Annotated in this window: 17 protein-coding genes; 7 read left to right on the top strand and 10 right to left on the bottom strand. The window is 56.9% G+C overall.

The genetic code is table 11. The features are described 5' to 3' along the window. Positions 1-56 precede the first annotated feature (56 nt). The gene (locus H4J77_RS06370) at positions 57-662 is read left to right on the top strand and encodes a DUF4124 domain-containing protein (RefSeq protein ID WP_182247570.1); all 606 of its coding nucleotides are present in this window, start codon (positions 57-59) and stop codon (positions 660-662) included. A 29-nt stretch (positions 663-691) separates the two neighbouring features. On the opposite strand, the gene H4J77_RS06365 is transcribed toward H4J77_RS06370, so the two are convergent. The 5 genes from H4J77_RS06365 to coaBC are packed head-to-tail and all read right to left on the bottom strand — an operon-like array spanning position 692 to position 6305. Then, positions 692-1144, bottom strand: a complete 453-nt coding sequence (locus H4J77_RS06365) for a thioesterase family protein (protein WP_182247569.1) — start codon at positions 1142-1144, stop codon at positions 692-694. Positions 1145-1149: 5 nt separating this feature from the next. Continuing rightward, positions 1150-2052, bottom strand: a complete 903-nt coding sequence (gene argB / locus H4J77_RS06360) for an acetylglutamate kinase (protein ID WP_123888141.1) — start codon at positions 2050-2052, stop codon at positions 1150-1152. A gap of 26 nt (positions 2053-2078) precedes the next feature. After that, on the bottom strand, positions 2079-4574 hold the full coding sequence (locus H4J77_RS20185; protein WP_310734944.1) for a phosphomannomutase/phosphoglucomutase: 2496 nt from the start codon (positions 4572-4574) through the stop codon (positions 2079-2081). 49 nt (positions 4575-4623) lie between these two features. Next, positions 4624-5079: a dUTP diphosphatase gene (dut, locus tag H4J77_RS06350; RefSeq protein WP_182247567.1), complete on the bottom strand. Its 456-nt coding sequence runs from the start codon at positions 5077-5079 to the stop codon at positions 4624-4626. Next, positions 5079-6305, bottom strand: a complete 1227-nt coding sequence (coaBC, locus tag H4J77_RS06345) for a bifunctional phosphopantothenoylcysteine decarboxylase/phosphopantothenate--cysteine ligase CoaBC (RefSeq protein ID WP_182247566.1) — start codon at positions 6303-6305, stop codon at positions 5079-5081. The genes dut and coaBC overlap by 1 nt, the downstream gene beginning before the upstream one ends. Before the next feature lie 183 nt (positions 6306-6488). Here coaBC and radC point away from each other — a divergent pair, with 183 nt between their 5' ends. The 3 genes from radC to rpmG all read left to right on the top strand — a co-directional run bounded on the left by radC (position 6489) and on the right by rpmG (position 7816). Further along, on the top strand, positions 6489-7163 hold the full coding sequence (gene radC / locus H4J77_RS06340) for a DNA repair protein RadC (RefSeq protein ID WP_123888145.1): 675 nt from the start codon (positions 6489-6491) through the stop codon (positions 7161-7163). A 249-nt stretch (positions 7164-7412) separates the two neighbouring features. Further along, entirely contained in the window at positions 7413-7649 is a 237-nt protein-coding gene (gene rpmB / locus H4J77_RS06335) for a 50S ribosomal protein L28 (protein ID WP_123888146.1), read from the top strand. Between the two features lie 11 nt (positions 7650-7660). Continuing rightward, positions 7661-7816 carry a 50S ribosomal protein L33 gene (rpmG, locus tag H4J77_RS06330; RefSeq protein WP_092287248.1) on the top strand — a complete coding sequence of 52 codons (156 nt, stop codon included), beginning with the start codon at positions 7661-7663 and terminating at the stop codon, positions 7814-7816. Positions 7817-7909: 93 nt separating this feature from the next. On the opposite strand, the gene H4J77_RS06325 is transcribed toward rpmG, so the two are convergent. Together H4J77_RS06325 and desA are read right to left on the bottom strand one after the other, a co-directional pair. Beyond that, the gene (locus tag H4J77_RS06325) at positions 7910-8803 is read right to left on the bottom strand and encodes a M23 family metallopeptidase (protein WP_182247564.1); all 894 of its coding nucleotides are present in this window, start codon (positions 8801-8803) and stop codon (positions 7910-7912) included. Positions 8804-8887: 84 nt separating this feature from the next. Further along, entirely contained in the window at positions 8888-10072 is a 1185-nt protein-coding gene (desA, locus tag H4J77_RS06320; protein WP_182247562.1) for a delta-9 fatty acid desaturase DesA, read from the bottom strand. Positions 10073-10221: 149 nt separating this feature from the next. On the opposite strand from desA, the gene H4J77_RS06315 reads away from it, so the two are divergent. Beyond that, on the top strand, positions 10222-12498 hold the full coding sequence (locus tag H4J77_RS06315; protein ID WP_182247560.1) for a bifunctional diguanylate cyclase/phosphodiesterase: 2277 nt from the start codon (positions 10222-10224) through the stop codon (positions 12496-12498). Beyond that, a complete protein-coding gene (locus H4J77_RS06310) occupies positions 12498-13181 on the top strand; it encodes a cupin domain-containing protein (RefSeq protein WP_220469279.1) in 684 nt (227 codons plus the stop codon). Before H4J77_RS06315 ends, H4J77_RS06310 begins: the two co-directional genes overlap by 1 nt. A 12-nt stretch (positions 13182-13193) precedes the next feature. Here the strand turns inward: H4J77_RS06310 and H4J77_RS06305 are convergent, their stop codons facing one another. Next, complete coding sequence (locus H4J77_RS06305) at positions 13194-13991, bottom strand: undecaprenyl-diphosphate phosphatase (RefSeq protein WP_182247558.1); 798 nt, start codon at positions 13989-13991, stop codon at positions 13194-13196. A gap of 189 nt (positions 13992-14180) precedes the next feature. Here H4J77_RS06305 and H4J77_RS06300 point away from each other — a divergent pair, with 189 nt between their 5' ends. Beyond that, positions 14181-15200 carry a cyclase family protein gene (locus tag H4J77_RS06300; RefSeq protein WP_182247556.1) on the top strand — a complete coding sequence of 340 codons (1020 nt, stop codon included), beginning with the start codon at positions 14181-14183 and terminating at the stop codon, positions 15198-15200. 14 nt (positions 15201-15214) lie between these two features. Here the strand turns inward: H4J77_RS06300 and H4J77_RS06295 are convergent, their stop codons facing one another. Both H4J77_RS06295 and H4J77_RS06290 read right to left on the bottom strand, forming a co-directional pair. Next, positions 15215-16906 carry a diguanylate cyclase domain-containing protein gene (locus H4J77_RS06295; RefSeq protein WP_182247554.1) on the bottom strand — a complete coding sequence of 564 codons (1692 nt, stop codon included), beginning with the start codon at positions 16904-16906 and terminating at the stop codon, positions 15215-15217. A 303-nt stretch (positions 16907-17209) separates the two neighbouring features. After that, the coding region (locus H4J77_RS06290; protein ID WP_220469278.1) for an FAD-binding protein at positions 17210-17568 on the bottom strand (359 nt) is incomplete at its 5' end.

Raw genomic sequence — 17568 nt, 5'->3', positions numbered from 1 at the left:
AATTTGCCATAAGACAGCTGTAAAGGCTGCGTAAACACGAAGCAGAGGACGAGGATGTGCCTGCATTTAAACGAGTGATGGGTTTTGCCTTGCTGGCGCTTGGCGCTTGCGGGTCGAGTCTGGCGCAGGCAGACCTGTATCGTTATATCGACGATAAGGGCGTTACCGTGCTGGATAGCCGAGTCCCGCCGCAGTTTATCAGTCGTGGATACGAAGTGCTGGACTCGCAGGGCAGGGTGAAGCTGGTGGTTTCAGCGGCGCCTACGCCTGCCGAGCGGGAAGCGAAGCGAGCCGCGCTGGCAGCGCAGCAAGAACAGGATGTTGCCGATTCGAATTTGCTGCGCCTGTACAGCAGCGAAGCAGATTTGGAGCGCGCGCAAAATCGTCAGCTCCAGCAGATTGATAATCAGATCACCGCCTCCAAGGCGAGCATCGACGATCTGCAATTAGAGCGCGAGGAGCTGCAAAGCCGCGCTGCTCAGGCTGAGCGGGCGGGTCGCGAAGTTGATCCTGACTTGCTGGCTGAATTAAGTGCCGTGGATGCTGAGACGGCACGCCTGCAACGGCTTATCAGTCGCAAGCGGCAAGAGATCGTCGAGAATAACGCAGAGTTTGATCGTCAGCGCGAGCGGCTCAAGTTCTTGCTTAACGAAGACGATTAGCGCCCCGGTGGGGCGCTAATTCATTGCTGTTAAGCTTCGGCGGCAGAGGTTTCTTGCGGCGCCACCTGCTCAAACGCGCGCACGGCAGCTTTAAATTCCTCTGGAATCGGCAGCGGCTTGCGTGTTTGTTGGTCGGCACGCACGTAAACAATCTCTCCGGTTACCAGCAATTCCTCGTCGCGAAAAAGACCCAAAGTGAAACTCATACTGCTGTTGCCAAGGCGCGATACGCGCAGCCTTACGTCGAGCAAATCATCGAAGAACGCCGATGAGCGGTATTCCAGTAGCGTCTTGACGGCAAAAAACTCGTTGCCGGACAGGTCTTCGCGGCCGGGATTGGCTGCATTGAGCGCGCGGTAGTACTCAGTCACGCCAACGTCGGCGTAATTGAGGTAATGACCGTTGAAGACGATGCCTTGCGGATCTGCCTCGGACCAGCGTACCCGCAGCGGGCAGCCAAAGTGAAAGTCGGCCAACTGCATACGGGTTAAACTACCTTTTGGTTGGTGATCAGGGTGCCTACGCCGGTGTCGGTAAAGATTTCCAGCAGCACTGCGTTGGGTACCCGGCCGTCGACGATAATGGCGCTGCTCACACCACCCTGGACGGCATCCAGGGCGCAGCGGATTTTCGGTAGCATGCCGCCGTAGATGGTGCCATCAGCAATCAATTCGTTTACCTGGCCGGTGCTAAGGCCAGTCAGGACCTTGCCTGACTTGTCCATCAGGCCAGCAATGTTGGTCAGCAGCATCAGTTTTTCAGCTTGCAGTGCCTCTGCTACCTTGCCGGCGACCAGGTCGGCGTTGATGTTGTAGGAGGCACCGTCCGCGCCGACCCCAATGGGTGCGATGACCGGGATATAGTCGTCTGACACCAGGCGGTTGATTAGTTTGGTATTGATTTCCACCACCTCGCCAACGTGTCCAATGTCGATGATTTCCGGCTTATCCATACCGGGGGTGTTGCGTGTCACCTTGAGCTGACGCGCCTTGATCAGTCCTGCATCCTTGCCGGTCAGGCCGATGGCACTGCCACCGTGTTGATTGATCAGGTTGACGATGTCTTTGTTGACCTGCCCGCCCAGCACCATTTCCACCACGTCCATGGTCTGGGTGTCGGTTACGCGCATGCCTTCGATAAAGTTGCTTTCGATATTCAGGCGTTTGAGCAGGTCACCAATTTGCGGACCGCCGCCGTGCACCACTACCGGATTAATCCCCACCGTCTTCATTAGTACGATGTCGCGCGCAAAGCTATTTTTCAGCTCTTCGCTTTCCATCGCGTTTCCGCCGTACTTGATAACGATGGTTTTACCGGTAAAGCGTTGGATGTAAGGCAGGGCCTCGGTCAGTACCTTGGATACCTGGATGGCTGCGTCGCGATTCAACATGGTGATCTGCTATCTCCTGAGTTCAGTCAGAATGTAATGTTAACCTCGGGAGCCGCTGCCTGCAGTTGCTCCCGGAATAATTGCTGTACCCGTTCCAGCTCGTCCTGCTGTTCTGCCTCAAAGCGCAATACCAGCATCGGTGTGGTGTTGGAAGCGCGTATCAGGCCCCAGCCATGGGGGAAGTCGACCCGGATGCCATCCAGTGTGGTTATCTTGCCGTCGCCCCAATCAGCCTGCTCCGCGAGTATTTTGATAATGGCAAATTTTTGCGTTTCGCCTACGGTCAAATTGATCTCGGGTGTGCTGATGCCGGTCGGGTAGCGCGCCATCACGGCGCTCGCTGACTCAGGCTGCATGGACAGCAGTTCGAGCAGGCGGCAGGCGCTGTACAGGCCGTCATCAAAGCCAAACCAGCGCTCCTTGAAGAACACGTGACCACTCATTTCGCCGCCGAGTAGCGCGCCGGTTTCCTTCATCTTGGCTTTGACCAGCGAGTGGCCAGATTTCCACATGACAGGGCGGCCGCCAGAGCGATTGATCAGCGCGGGTAGCTGGCGGGTGCATTTAACGTCAAAGATGATGTCGGCTCCGGGGTTGCGAGTGACTATATCTTCGGCAAACAGCATCAGTAGGCGGTCAGGGTAGATCATTTCACCGGTGTCGGTAACGAAGCCGAGACGGTCGGCATCGCCGTCGAAAGCGACGCCAAGATCGGCATTTTCGCGCTTCACAGTATTGATCAGTTCGACCAGGTTCTCGGGCTTGCCCGGGTCTGGATGGTGATTCGGAAAGAGCCCGTCCACCTCGCAGTAAAGCGGTACCACCTGGCAACCAATACTTTCCAGCAAGGCTTGTGCGATCACGCCACCCACACCATTCCCGCAATCCACCACCACTTTCAGTGGACGGGCCATTACCACGTCGTCAACGATGTACTGCTGATAGTCATCGAGTATGTCGAGCTGTTCGCGGCTACCTGATCCCGACTGCAGCTTGTTGTCGCGCAGCCTTTGGTTCAGAGCGCCTATTTGGTCTCCCGAAAGCGTTTCGCCGGCGACCACGATTTTCAGCCCATTGTAGGCGGGTGGGTTGTGGCTGCCGGTCAGCATCACGCCTGACGTGGCGCCTGTGGTGTGCGTGGCAAAGTACAGGACCGGTGTTGGCACCATGCCCAGGTCAGTTATCGCGCAGCCACTTTCCATCAGGCCCTTGATCAGTTGTTCGGTCAGTGCAGGGCCGGACAGTCTGCCATCACGCGCGACCATAACGCGTGGCTCACCCGCTTCGATTGAGGCGCTACCGATACTGCGACCAAGCCAGTAGACGTACTCCTCGGTCAGGCTTTTACCGACCACACCGCGAATATCGTAGGCTCTGAATATCTCGTCGGGTAGCGTCGGGATGCTGGGCGCTGCGGGCGCTGGAGCCTCGTTCATGGCAAAGGGGTCGTCGTCGAGAATATCGATATCGAGTATTTCGGTAGGCTGAAAAAGCGGGTCGGTGAAATCGTCACTGGGCTTTTTTTCCGGCTTGGCTACGGCGACCTCCGCCTCATCAGTGCGCTTGGCTGATGCACCCAGGGTTTGCCCCGAGCGCTTTACCAGCTGCATGATGTTCTGCGCCAGTGGCTCCAATGGGCTCAGTTGCACCCCCGCTGCCTTGTGGCCCAGGGTCAGTTGGGTCAGGGTGTGGGTGTCGTTACGCAGGCTCTGTACCCAGCTGCGTTGCAGCCACAGCATGCCGAACAGCCCACCCAGAAGTGCCAGCAGGGCAGCGCCGACCAGTAACAGCGGGTCGGCGCTACTGTGTGACAGTTTGCTGCCAGCTTTGAACTCGATTTGCCAGGCCGGGTTGCTGGTGCTTAACCGTACCGCCTGGCCATTACCGTTACCGCGCTGAAACAGTACTTGCTCACCTGAGCCGGGGAATTGTTGGATGAGCGTTATCTGGCCGATGTCGTCGGCGAGTGCCGGCAGTCCGTTGATGACCCGGTCAAGCTGAAATACCCCGGTCAGGGTGCCGCCAACCGCTGCTTTTTCGGAGGCACGCAGTGGCTTGACGCCGTACAGGCGCCAATCGCCATCAACATTGTGCGCTTCAAGCGGGACTGGCAGTCCGCGCTCTGCTCGACGAATCATGTCAAGCGCGGCAAAGCTCAGCGGTGCGGTATCGTTGCGCACCAGTTCCGCCTGCTCGGTGGCAGAGGTATAAATCGCCAGAGTGTTGGCCAGATGGTAGCGCAGCAGGCGGTCAATACTCTGATTGCCACCTTGCTGGAGTGCGACCTGCAACTGTGGGTTGCTGGCTAAGCGGGTGAGGTCGGCCTGCAGCTGCTGCATGCTCTGGTCGATGCCAGCCAGTTGCTGTTTTGCATAGCTTTCCACCAGCTCATCGTTGCGCTGTGCGGTGAAGCCTGTCAGCGCCAACCACAGCATGGCAGCACCCGCGGCAACACCAGCGATGGCCATGCCAAGGGGGATGACGGTGTTGGGTAGTCCTGCCTTGGCATCAGTCTTTTTCATTTTCATTATTGTCCTTGCCTCCCTGCAACAGTTGAACTGCCTGCCTGACTCAGTGACTGCCGGTGTGGCCGAAGCCACCGGCACCGCGCTGGCTATCGTCGAACTCGTCGACAATCTCAAATTTGGCCTGCAGAACCGGGACCAGTACCAACTGCGCGATACGCTCACCCGGATTGATGGTGAAAGCGCTGCTGCTGCGATTCCAGCAAGACACCATGAGCTGGCCTTGGTAGTCGGAATCGATCAGGCCGACCAGATTGCCCAGTACGATGCCGTGCTTGTGGCCCATGCCGGAGCGCGGCAGGATCATGGCTGCCAAGCCAGGATCGGCAATATGAATAGCCAGGCCGGTCGGCAGCAACTGGGTTTCGCCCGGCTGTAGTTGCAGCGGTTCCTGCAGCATGGCGCGCAGATCAAGGCCCGCTGAGCCGATGGTGGCATAGGCCGGCAACGGCCATTCAGCGCCAAGGCGAGAGTCGAGTACTTTGGCTTGCAACGCGTGCATCAGGTTTCCTTATTGCTGTGATTTGATGCCATCAGGTTGGCGATCCGGCTAATGATTTCACGTGCCAGCTTGGATTTGCTGGCGCGTGGCAATGACTCGCTTTGCAAGGCGCGGTCGATCAGCGTGACGGCGTTATCATCACTATTAAAGCCGATCCCGCTCTGGCTGACATCATTGGCGATAATCAGATCAAGTTTTTTACGCTGCAGCTTGTCGGCAGCGTAGCTCATCAGGTCGTGGGTTTCGGCCGCAAAGCCCACGGTCCATGGGCGTTGCGGGTGCTCTGCCAGAGTTGCAAGTATGTCCGGATTGCGCACCAGCGTCAGTGTCATGCCGTCTTCACTACCCGGGGTTTTCTTCAGCTTTTGCTCGGCGCAGCTGGCAGGGCGATAGTCGGCCACGGCAGCCGAGGCAATGAAGAGATCGGCTGGCATCGCTGCCTGACAGGCGGTCAGCATGTCCTCGGCGCTGATAACGTCTACTCGTTGCACGCGCGCTGGCGTCGGCAAGTTGACCGGCCCGGCTACCAGCGTGACCCGCGCACCTGCCTCTATGGCAGCTTCGGCCAAGGCAAAGCCCATTTTGCCGGAGCTGTGGTTGGATATATAGCGCACCGGATCGATAGCTTCGCGCGTCGGTCCGGCATTGATCAGCACATGCTTGCCACTAAGAATGCCACGCTGAAAGCACTCGGCTGCGCGCGCTGCTATGTCGGTTGGCTCCAGCATGCGCCCTGGCCCGACGTCGCCGCAGGCTTGTCCACCGCTGCCGGGGCCAAATACGTGCACCTTGCGCGCCAGCAACAGCTCCAGGTTGGCTTGGGTAGCGGCGTCACGCCACATTGCCTGATTCATCGCCGGAGCGAGCGCTATGGGGGCGTCGGTTGCCAGCACTAGCGTGGTCAGCAAATCATCACCACGGCCCTGGGCCAGACGTGCCATCAGGTCGGCCGTGGCAGGAGCAATCAATACCAGATCGGCCCAGCGTGCCAGCTCGATATGGCCCATGGCTGCTTCCGCTTCAGGGTCCAGCAGATCACCGTGCACCGGGTGGCCGGACAGCGCCTGCAAGGTCATCGGGGTAATGAACTCGCGCGCGGCCCTGGTCATCACTACCCGTACCTCGGCGCCCGCATCACGCAGGCGCCGGACCAGCTCTGCGCTTTTATAAGCGGCAATGCCACCACTGACACCCAGTACTACCTGCTTGTTGATCAACGGCTGCATTGTGAACTCCCCCTCATGCTGCGCCGACGCCCGTAGAGCGCCCGGTAAATGCCCGCTACGATAGCACAGCGCTGGTTCTGAGTGACCCTGAAACAGCCTGTGTCCGCTCATTATGAGTGGGCCATCGAGAGCAAAATTACGCGCCACGGATGTACGCGTACAGCAGCCAGGGAGTAAACACGTATGGCGATAACAGACTGGCCGGTAGCAGAACGGCCGCGGGAAAAGTTATTGGCGCAGGGGGCTGACGCCTTATCGGATGCCGAGTTGCTGGCTATTTTCCTGCGCACGGGTCTGCCAGGCCGCAGTGCCGTGGACCTAGCGCGCGACCTGCTCGCAGGATTCGGTAGTCTGCGCGGGCTTTTGCAGGCCGACCTGCGCGAGTTCAGTCAGCACGCGGGGCTGGGGCCTGCCAAGTATGCGCAACTGCAGGCGGTGCTGGAAATGGGGCGGCGGCATTTATTCGAGGATCTCAAGCGTGGTTGCGCACTGACCTCGCCAGGCGCGGTGAGACAGTTTCTCAAGAGCCGCTTGATGGCGCTGCCGCATGAGGTCTTTGCCTGTCTTTTCCTGGATAACCAGCACCGGGTCATTGCCTTTGAAGAGCTGTTTCGCGGCACGCTGGACAGTGCCAGTGTTTATCCGCGTGAGGTAATCAAGCGGGCGTTGGCGCATAATGCAGCAGCATTGATACTGACGCACAATCATCCCTCGGGGGTGGCCGAGCCCAGCCAGTCTGATCTGCAGCTTACGCGTCGTTTAAAGGAAAGCCTGGCGCTGCTGGATATTCGCGTGCTTGATCACCTGATCGTGGGCGATGGCGATCCGGTCTCTTTTGCAGAGCGCGGGCTGTTGTAAGCGAAGAGCCCGTGGTGCGCGCCCTGGAGGGCAAAACGGAAGGTTATAGGCTAACCGCTCGTCTGCAATTTGTGTGAATAATCATTGCTTGGTGCGGACGTTTTTGGTATAAAGCTCCGCTCTTCTCGGGGCTGCGCCTGTAAATGTGTATTTGCAGGCTGGATAATTCCAGTTGCCCCGGCTGGATCACAGATTCTTTTATGGCTTCCAACCAGTTTGGGTTGGGCAATTGGTTGGAGAGGGTTAACCATGTCTCGAGTATGTCAGGTGACCGGTAAAGGTCCAGTGACTGGGAACAATGTTTCCCACGCTAACAACAGAACCAAGCGTCGTTTTCTGCCTAATCTGCAGCACCATCGCTTTTGGGTTGAGTCGGAAAAGCGTTTCGTCCGTCTGCGCACGTCTGCCAAGGGCATGCGTATTATCGACAAGCGCGGTATCGACGTCGTATTGACTGAAATCCGCGCCCGCGGCGAAAAAGTTTAAGGAGCAGTTCCATGCGTGAATTGATTCGTTTGGTTTCTACTGCCGGTACTGGTCACTTCTACACTACCGACAAAAACAAGCGCACTACTCCCGATAAGATCGAAATCAAGAAGTTCGATCCGGTTGTACGCAAGCACGTGCCTTACAAGGAAGCCAAGATCAAATAAGATCGACGCTGACTAGCAAAAAACCCGCCTGGTGCGGGTTTTTTGTTGCCTGCTGAAAAGTGGGTGATTCGTTAAAGGCACTGATGCTGCGGCTCAGGGCTCGCCACCTACGGCGAAGTTGGGCAGGCTGTCGACCGGTTGGGCAAACTCGAAAGGTATTGAAACGGTCTGCAGGCCAACGTTCTTTTGCACCACAAAATGCAAGTGCGGGCCGGTACTGTTGCCGGTATTGCCTGACAGCGCGAGTAGCTGTCCGGTATTGATGCGCTGGCCTTCTCTAACCTGCACTGAGCCGCGTTTGAGGTGCAGGTAGACGCTCATGGTGCCATCGTCATGCAGCAGGCGTACAAAGTTGCCTGACGGGTTTGTACCTCGGCCTGTCTGGCTGTTCTCGGTCTTGACCACCAGGCCGCTGCGCGAGGCGACGATTGGCGTCCCTTCGGGCATGGCAATATCCATCGCGTACCGGCCCTTCACGCCGCTATGGCTATAGCGCCCGCCCGGACCCTGGGTCAGGCGGAACGGGCCACCCCGCCAAGGCAGAGGGTAATAGGTCAGTGATTGCTCTGCTCGCGGATCGCCTAGCGCATGCTCGAGTTTGTAGTCGTAATGTACCTGGCCACTGCCCGTAGGTTGTAGCGTCAGCAGCCGGAGTTCCTGGCGTGGCTGCATCACCCAGGTTATGGGTTCGCTTGGCACGCCGGTGACGTTCTGGGCATTGCTGATGCTCAATTTAATTTCGACCGGGGCGTAGAGGTCGTTGTGGACAATCAGGGTTTCGCCGCCAGCGTGGCTGCGTTTGGTGACATACACTTGGCGGTCAACGTTCTCGACCATGGCATCACGGAAGACAATAACCTCTGCGCCCGATACTTCCTGATCGGTATAGGTCGTTACACCATTGGCGTCGGTGTATTTATAGATGCTGCCAGCCAGAACACAGGGGCTGAGCAGCAGGGGGAGTGTGAATGCTAGTAAGGCACGCATCCGTTGCTACCTTTCAGAGAGTTATTGAGCGCGAAGTTCAGTTTAGCGCTGAACGCGGCTCGAGGCGAGCCGCGTCCAACAGCCTCAGGCTGCGCTGGGTTTCAGCGAGTAGGTGCGCAGGGTCTCGGCAAAGTCCTGCAGTGCCTTGATGCCGCTTTCTTCTGCCTGTTGGCACCAATCTTTCAGCGCCTGCAGCATCTCGTGACCGTTGGCGCTGGTGCGCCCCCAGATCTGTTGCAAGGCCAGCCGCTTTTCGTAGATAACTTTGAGTGATTGGCTATGTGTCAGCATGGTATCGATACGCGCTTTATGCTGCTGGTCCAGCAGGCTCGGCTCGCGACTGAGCAGGCGCTTGGCGCGGCGGAAAAGATGGCGAACAGACGCATCCACCTTGTCGATTTCCTGCCGTACCAGGGGTTTGATCACCAGCTTGCGGTACTGTGCCATGATCTGGAAGCGGTTATTGAGAATCGCCATGGCGGTATCCATGTCCAGCGTCTGTTTGCCCTCTACGCGGTGAGCGATGGGTGCGGTGCGCCGCACCGAGGCCAGCCCCAGCAGACTGAACAGGCGAATCCACATCCAGCCCATATCGAACTCCCACTTTTTTACCGAGAGCTTGGCGGAGTTGGGGTAGGTGTGGTGGTTGTTGTGCAGCTCTTCGCCGCCAATCAGGATGCCCCAGGGCGAAATATTGGTGGCAGCGTCGCGGCATTCGAAATTGCGGTAGCCGACTGCGTGACCAAGGCCATTAACCACGCCCGCAGCAAACACGGGGATCCACATCATTTGTACGGCCCACACGGTGATGCCCAGCGCACCGAACAGGGCGAGGTCTATCAGTGCCATAAGGGTTACGCCACCGATCTGGAAACGGCTGTAGACATTGCGCTCGACCCAGTCATCAGGGCAGTTCTTGCCGTAGATGCGCAGGGTGTCTTCATTTTTGGACTCTTCCATATAAAGCTCTGCGCCCTTGCGCAGTACGGTCGACAGTCCTTTGTGAACGGGGCTGTGGGGATCTTCTGGCGTCTCGCATTTGGCATGGTGTTTACGGTGAATAGCGGTCCATTCACGGGTGTTCATGCTGGTGGTGAGCCACAACCAGAAGCGAAAAAAGTGTTTGAGCGCCGGATGCAGTTCCAGCGCCCGGTGTGCGGAGTAGCGGTGCAGGTAGACGGTGACACTGACGATAGTGATATGCGTCAGAACTAGAATTACGGCCAGAATCTGCCAGCCGGACAAGTTGAGTAAGCCGTTGTACCACATAGATCTGTATTACCTCGTTAGAATACACGGACTAAAGGGCCCTTCGTCCTGATTATGGACCAACAAATGCACAATGAACATGACCGCGGGTCGCCGAATAGAGGCTACCGTAGTAACCAAATGTTGAGTGTTACAGATAGGGAACTGTTATGAGTTCCAGTGCGAGTGCGTGTTTAATCGCTGTTAAATACCTTCTTGTGGCGACCACCTGGGTCCTGTTTAGTGATTATTTGCTGACTTGGGTTGTGCTCGAGCCTGAGCTGCAGCTTCAGCTCCAGACGTTCAAGGGTATGGCCTTTGTGCTTATCACCACGGCTGTGTTGTTTTTTACTGCACGCCATCAATTGCGCGGGCGTCGACAGCAGGAGCTCGCTTTGCGCAAAAATGATGAGCGCTTCAATCTGGCACTGGCCGGCGGCAACGATGGGGTCTGGGATTGGGATCTGGTCGCCGATGCGTTTTACTTGTCTGCTCGTTGTCGCGAGTTATTAGGCATTACCGCCGAACGACCGGGAGGAATAGCACAGCAGTGGCGTGAGTATTTGCACCCCGACGATAAGGAGCCGGTAAGAGCCGCGTTTATCGCACACCTGCGCGGAAAGACCGAACGCTTGGAGCTAACCTATCGGGTTGTTGGCCAGCACGCGGATCTTGTGTGGGTGCAAGTCAGCGGGCAGGCGGTCCGCAACCAGCAAGGGCGTGCTTTGCGCCTGGTTGGAATACTGCGTGATATCAGCGAGCAGGTGAGGCGTGAGCAGCGTTTGTTACAGGCTGGGGTGATGTTCGACTGTACCAGCGAGGGTATGCTGATCTGCGACGCTGAGCAGAACATCATTGATGTCAATAATGCCTTTTGTCAGATAACCGGCTATCAGCCAGCGGATGTGATCGGCCGCTCCCCGAACTTGCTGGCCTCGGGACGTCACGATACCGAGTTTTACCGCCGCATGTGGCAACAGATCATAGCGACCGGGCGCTGGTCGGGAGAAATCTGGAATCGCCGCAAGGACGGTGAGATTTACCCTCAATGGCAAAATATTATTGCGGTGAAAGACCACATGGGCACGCTGACCCACTACGTCGCCGTGTTTGCCGACATCAGCATGATCAAGCGCAGTCAGCAGGAGATCGATTATCTGGCACACCACGACCCTTTGACCAAGTTGCCTAACAGGCTGTTGTTCAACGAGCGTCTGAACACCGCGATAGTGCGTGCAAGTCGGCACATTACGACCTTGGGTTTGATCTTCATCGACCTTGACCGTTTCAAGGGCATCAACGACAGCCTGGGGCACAGTTTGGGTGACGAGATGCTGCAGCGGGTCGCCGAGCGGGTTCAGCAGGTGTGTGAAGACGCTGATACGCTCTCGCGGCTCAGTGGTGACGAGTTTGCCTTGCTGGTCGAGCGCCCCGTTGGTTTCGATGATCTGAGCAAGTTGGCCGAGCGCATCCAGCAGCTTTTGCTGGAGCCATTTGAGCTGAATGGTCAGCTTATTCATATGACGGCCAGTATCGGGCTGAGCCTGTTTCCGTCTGACGGAAATGATGGGGCGGAGTTGCTAAAAAATGCTGACTCAGCGGTATCGCTGGCCAAGAGCCGGGGCCGCAACAGCTATGCATTTTATACTCAGGAGTTGACTGAGCAGGCGCGGCGGCGAATGAACCTGGAGACCGAGCTGCATCTCGCGTTACAACAACATCAGTTGCGCGTTTATTACCAGCTACAGAAAGATCTACGCAGCGGGCAATGGATCGGCATGGAGGCTTTGGTCCGCTGGGAGCACCCGGAACATGGCGTCATCCCACCGGACGAATTTCTGCCTGTCGCCCGGCATGCCGGGTTGATGGGGGAAATCGACGAGTTTGTATTGCACCAGGCCTGCGCGCAGATGCGTCAGTGGCTGGATGCTGGTTATCCGCTGCGCACAATGGCGGTAAATATGTCCGGCTACTGGATGGAGCGCGGTGATGTGTTGAGCAGTGCGCGCAGTGCGCTGGCAAATAGCAATCTGGATGCACACTACCTTGAGTTGGAGGTCACCGAGGACGAGGTGATGCATTATGGTGACTTGAGTGTGAGTCTGCTGGACCAACTGTCAGAGCTGGGTGTACGGCTGGCGATTGACGATTTTGGTACCGGCTATTCCTCGCTGTTGCGACTCAAGCGGATGCCCGTTAACAAGCTGAAAATTGATCGCGGTTTTATCAGTGATTTGCCCGGAAGCGAGAGTGACAGTGCGATGGCCCGCACTATTATTGGCTTGGGAAAAAGCCTGCAGTTGACCACTATTGCCGAAGGTATAGAGACGCAGGCTCAGGAAGACCTGCTGCGTGAGTTTGGTTGCGTCGCAGGACAAGGCTATCTTTACAACCAACCATTACCTGCTGTTGAAGTGGAGAAAATACTGATGGCGGTAGAGCTCTGATGTCTGTTTTCACAGCGTTGAATATGGATCGCCAATTGCCGGTATGCGTGCGGCCGGGGGAGCAGTTATGGCTAACAGCTGCTCAGGCACCGGTGCGGCGCTGGCCGCTGGAGCGTGAAGCGCCGGAGAGTGGGCAGGTAACCAGCTTGGTGGAATATCTGCCTGGTGCGCATTTCCCTCAGCATCTGCATCCCCAAGGGGAGGAAATACTGGTGTTGTCGGGTGTGTTCAGCGATGAGAGCGGCGATTACCCCGCTGGCAGTTATTTACGCAGCCCGTCTGGCTCTCGGCACAGTCCATTTTCCGCGCAGGGATGTTTGCTTTTCGTGAAGCTCAATCAGTTTGCTGCAGAGGACAGGCAGTGTATTCGTTTAAGGCCGGAGCAGCAGCAATGGCAGGTGCTGCCCAGCCAGCAGCAGAGCCTGCTGCATAGCCATGGCGACGAGCTTACGCTACTGGTTGATTGTGCTGCTGGTGCTGCGCTCGAGCTTCCTGCTCAGGTGGGTGGCGAACTGCTGGTACTGCAGGGTGCCTTTGAGGCGCTTTCGCCGCTCGCCGAAGACGCCAACAGAGTGCCGTTGCCCCGTCATTCCTGGCTACGCGATACCTGCCTCGCTTCGCGCGGCCTGGTGGCTACCGAGCCAGGCCGGGTGCTACTTAAACTGGGCACCTTGCGTGGTTGAGCGCCCTGCGGCTTAAAGGAATATCCACAGCAGCGCGATACCCAGAACTATCCGATAGATCACAAAAGGCTGCATGCCGATACGTGTAATAAAAGCCAGAAAGTAATGGATACACAGGTAGGCGCTGATACCTGACAAGACTACACCGCCTAGCATGGCGGCGACATCGATCGGCACCTCAGCCTTGATCAGCTCCAGGGTCTCCAGGCCGCAGGCCAGCACAATGACCGGAATCGACAATAGAAAGGAGAAGCGCGCCGAGGCCTCCCGGCTCAGGCCCAGCATTAGCGCGGCGGTCATGGTAATACCCGAACGAGATGTACCGGGAAACAGCGCTACGGCCTGCGCACAGCCTATTAGCAGCACATCTTTCCAGTTCATCTGATACTCGGTTCGCTTGCCCTTGTGGCGCCAGTCCGCCCAGCTTAGTAGTAAGCCGAATACGATCAGCCCGACGGAGAGATAAATAGGCGAACGCAATACGGTCTCGATCGTATCCTTGAGCAGCAACCCCGCAAGGCCTACCGGAATGGTGCCAAGAATAACCGCCCAGGCCAGCTTGGCATCCGCATCCAGCTGGTGAGTCTTTAGCGAGCGGCCCCAGCTGACCGTCATGCTGAAGATGTCCCGCCGAAAATAAATGAGTACGGCGGAGAGGCTGCCTAAATGCAGGGCGACATCGAAGGCCAGCCCCTGATCCGGCCAGTCGGTCAAAATAGGTACCAGAATCAGGTGTGCTGAGCTGGAAACCGGAAGAAATTCGGTAATGCCCTGAACGATTGCCAGGACGAAAACTTGTAGCCAATCCATAGTAGGGCCAAAGCTCCAGAAAAGATCAGGCGCAAGTATAAAGCATGCTGCGCGCCCTAGCGCGAGTGCTGGCGGCACTGCGCTGGTTATGGTGGGCCAACACGCGAACTAATTCACGGCGCCACCTACTGCCGGGCGCCCTCGCTGCATGGCAAGGTAGTCGAACAAAATAATAACAGGAGGCATCCGATGCGTTGGAAAAATCGACCACAAGGCTCGAACTGGGGTGACTTTGGCGTAGATGACGAGCTGGGCAGGCTGAACATGCTGACCCCTGAAAAAGTGCTGCAGGGCGTGGCTGAAGTCCGCGAAGGGCGTAGTTTCTGCCTCAGCCTGCCGCTCGATTTGCCGGGTGGCAATGCGCTCAATCGGTTTCGCTACCCACCGCGTCGTTTTACTTCCGGGCGTGAGGGTAAACTGAACTACAACTTTGAACTCAACCGCCTTAATCCTGCATTCACTGACGTGGTGAGTGATGACGCGGTGCTATTGTTCACTCAGTACTCCACCCAGTGGGATGCACTTTCCCATGTTGGTGGCCTGTTTGATGCCGACGGCGACGGTGTGGCTGAGCCGCTTTACTACAACGGTTGGCGCGCTGGCCCCGACGTGCAGGGGCCCGCTGGTTGCGATGATGCACTGGAAGGGGTGAACGCCAGGCGTCTGGGTATTGAGAAAATGGCTGAGACGGCCGTTAGTGGGCGTGCAGTGCTGATTAACCTGGCTCGCCATTGCGGTCGTGAGCGGGTCCTGGTGGATCATGCGCGGTTGATGGCGATTTGTGCTGCTGATGAGGTCGTTATCGAGCCCGGCGACATGGTTTGTCTCTACACCGGATTCGCCGACGTTATTCTGGAAATGGACGGCAAGCCTGATGCACAGCGCCTGGCCTCAAGCTGCGCGGTGCTCGACGGGCGTGATCCAGCACTGCTGCAATGGATTACGGACTCTGGTCTGAGTGTGCTGATTGCTGATAATTATGCGGTAGAAGCTTACCCTGCGCGTGAAACCGAGGGGTGTTGTGCGGCGTTGCCGCTGCATGAGCATTGCCTGTTCAAGCTAGGCATTCATTTGGGTGAGCTCTGGTACCTTACTGAGTTGGCTGAGTACCTGCAGGCAAAAGGGCGTAGTCGTTTTTTGCTGACGGCGCCGCCATTAAGACTTCCAGGTGCCGTTGGCTCGCCAGTCACGCCGGTCGCTATGGTTTGAGCGGCCGGTTTGACTCAGCAGTGGGTTATCTCGAAGCGATTTCGCCCGGCGTGTTTGGCTGCATAGAGTGCTTCATCGGCTTGTTGCAGGGCTGTATCGACGGTATCTCCGGGGCCGGCAAGGTAGCCGCCCATACTCACAGTGACCTGCAATTGCAGGTCACCGGCTCCCTGTTCGATGGTCTCACGTATGCGATCCCCAAAGCGTTGCAGGGTCATATCGGTGCACGGCGATAACATCACCAGAAATTCATCGCCACCCCAGCGCGAGGCATGGTCGTAGGGACGCAGTGCGGTAAGCAGGACCTGCGCGATGTATTTCAGCACTTGATCGCCTATTGCATGACCATTAAGGTCATTGATCTCTTTGAACTTATCAACGTCAAGCCAAATCAGACCGAAGTGCTGATGCTCTCGATCGGCTTTAGCCGCGACCTCGTTTAGCAGCTCAGTCATCCCGCGGCGGTTGATCAAGCCTGTGAGTGGATCAAGGCGAGCCAGCCGTTGCAACGCCTCGGTGCGTTCACGGATTTTCTCTTCAAGGTCTATGGTGGTATAGCGAACGGCTTCGGCCATGCTGACAAAATGCGCATTTAGTCTACCCAACTCGCCGTTGGCGGAAGGTAGTTCGGCCGGTGTCAGCTCGCCATCCTGCAGCTGCTGCATGGCGCGTTCCAGTGCGTTCAGCGGCTTCAGGACCTGCTTTTGCAAGGCCAGAGCCATAATTAACAGGCTCAGCACCACGATGGCAGCAAAAAGTAGGATCATGGGCATGAATCCACTGAGTGGCATCAGCACGTTGAGGTCCATCAGGGTTATTTCGTACCAGCCGATACTGGGCAGATAGGCGATTCCGGCAAGGTTTGATTTGCCGTCTACAGTGACAAAGTCACTGATTACCTGCGCGCCTTCCTGCTTGCTGCCCTTTAGTTGCTGCATCAGATAGCGTACGTGTGCGCTGTCTTCCTCGCTGTCGAACAATTGATCAACCAGAATTTTTTGCCCTTCCGGCTTAACGATGTTGGCGTAATTTATTTTAGCTGGGTCGCGGTGCAGCTGAATTGCGCCATTCTGGTCGACAAATAGAGTGGTTATTCCGGGCTGGTTCAGGTCGACGATTTCTTGCAGGAAATCGTCCAGAGCAAGGCCGGTGCCGACGATGCCGAGCACCTCGCTACCGTCGCGGACGAGTACGTCTATCCAGAGTTTGGTTACCCCTAGCTCGGCATCGGGGTTGATATTCAGATGAAAGTCGTGGTTTTGTTCGATTAAACGATAAAACCAGGCGTCATCAGGATTGTCAGGCTTTAGTTGATAACGCAGCCAACGACCGTCGAATTCGTTTTTAGCATTGTTGTGATAGTAGTTGCCGGTCCCCAGCAGGCCAACGAAATAGCTATGGTCACGAAAGTTGCCGCGAAAGCTCTCAAGCTCGGCGATAGCCTGTGTGTGCAGCTCGGGCTGATTTGGGTTGCGGGCCCAGCGCTGTATTACCTTGGAGTCAGCCATCTGCCGCGCTAAGGCAATCTCACGCTCCAGTGGCTGTAGCAGGCGTGCGCTGTCGTAGCGCACTTGTACTTCCGCGAGATGCCGGCCCCACTGCTCGATGATACCTGAGGTTATTTGTTGGAATACCAACCAGGCGCCAAGCGAAGCACACATAATCAGTACGGAGGTGAGCAACAGAAATCGGGTTTTAAGGCTCACGCGTGTCTTCCCTGTCAGTCGGCTTGATGTGCACTTTCTATTCCCTTTGGTTAAGTGCCTCAGTGTGAGTATAGTTTTTATCGTGTTGCGAAGACATCACTGGCGCGAAGCCGCGACACTCATGACCCATTTTGGGTTGGTCGACCTGAAAAAGTGCAATTGGCATGCATAAAATGAAGACCGTCAGCTGTTCGCTGCCGGTTAACATTCAGGCATAAAAAAACCCGGCTCTTGCGAGACCGGGGTTTTTCTTGCAGCTTGCAGCTTGCAGCTTGAAGCTTGCGGCTGCTCTAAGCCTGCGGCTTAGAGCTTAGCTTCCAACTCAGGTACTGCTTCAAACAGATCTGCAACCAGACCGTAATCCGCTACCTGGAAGATTGGCGCTTCTTCATCCTTGTTGATCGCAACGATCACCTTGGAGTCTTTCATACCAGCCAAATGCTGGATGGCGCCGGAGATGCCGACCGCGACGTACAGCTGCGGCGCAACGATCTTACCGGTCTGACCAACCTGCATGTCGTTCGGTACAAAGCCGGCGTCAACCGCGGCACGTGATGCACCTACTGCAGCGCCCAGCTTGTCGGCAACCTTGTACAGCATTTCAAAGTTGTCGCCATTCTGCATACCGCGACCGCCAGAGATGACGATCTTGGCACCGGCCA

This window comes from Pseudomonas sp. 5Ae-yellow (genome assembly GCF_014077575.1).
Taxonomy (GTDB): Bacteria; Pseudomonadota; Gammaproteobacteria; order Pseudomonadales; family Pseudomonadaceae; genus Halopseudomonas; species Halopseudomonas neustonica.
Note: the sequence above shows the minus strand (reverse complement) of the source record. Positions and strands in the feature narration are given on the sequence as shown.

Excerpts from the sequence above, each read along its gene's own strand:
- H4J77_RS06365 (WP_182247569.1), bottom strand. The coding sequence starts at position 1,144 with ATGCAGTTGGCCGACTTTCACTTTGGCTGCCCGCTGCGGGTACGCTGG.
- argB (WP_123888141.1), bottom strand. The coding sequence starts at position 2,052 with ATGTTGAATCGCGACGCAGCCATCCAGGTATCCAAGGTACTGACCGAG.
- H4J77_RS20185 (WP_310734944.1), bottom strand. The coding sequence starts at position 4,574 with ATGAAAAAGACTGATGCCAAGGCAGGACTACCCAACACCGTCATCCCC.
- dut (WP_182247567.1), bottom strand. The coding sequence starts at position 5,079 with ATGCACGCGTTGCAAGCCAAAGTACTCGACTCTCGCCTTGGCGCTGAA.
- coaBC (WP_182247566.1), bottom strand. The coding sequence starts at position 6,305 with ATGCAGCCGTTGATCAACAAGCAGGTAGTACTGGGTGTCAGTGGTGGC.
- radC (WP_123888145.1), top strand. The coding sequence starts at position 6,489 with ATGGCGATAACAGACTGGCCGGTAGCAGAACGGCCGCGGGAAAAGTTA.
- rpmB (WP_123888146.1), top strand. The coding sequence starts at position 7,413 with ATGTCTCGAGTATGTCAGGTGACCGGTAAAGGTCCAGTGACTGGGAAC.
- rpmG (WP_092287248.1), top strand. The coding sequence starts at position 7,661 with ATGCGTGAATTGATTCGTTTGGTTTCTACTGCCGGTACTGGTCACTTC.
- H4J77_RS06325 (WP_182247564.1), bottom strand. The coding sequence starts at position 8,803 with ATGCGTGCCTTACTAGCATTCACACTCCCCCTGCTGCTCAGCCCCTGT.
- desA (WP_182247562.1), bottom strand. The coding sequence starts at position 10,072 with ATGTGGTACAACGGCTTACTCAACTTGTCCGGCTGGCAGATTCTGGCC.
- H4J77_RS06315 (WP_182247560.1), top strand. The coding sequence starts at position 10,222 with ATGAGTTCCAGTGCGAGTGCGTGTTTAATCGCTGTTAAATACCTTCTT.
- H4J77_RS06310 (WP_220469279.1), top strand. The coding sequence starts at position 12,498 with ATGTCTGTTTTCACAGCGTTGAATATGGATCGCCAATTGCCGGTATGC.
- H4J77_RS06305 (WP_182247558.1), bottom strand. The coding sequence starts at position 13,991 with ATGGATTGGCTACAAGTTTTCGTCCTGGCAATCGTTCAGGGCATTACC.
- H4J77_RS06300 (WP_182247556.1), top strand. The coding sequence starts at position 14,181 with ATGCGTTGGAAAAATCGACCACAAGGCTCGAACTGGGGTGACTTTGGC.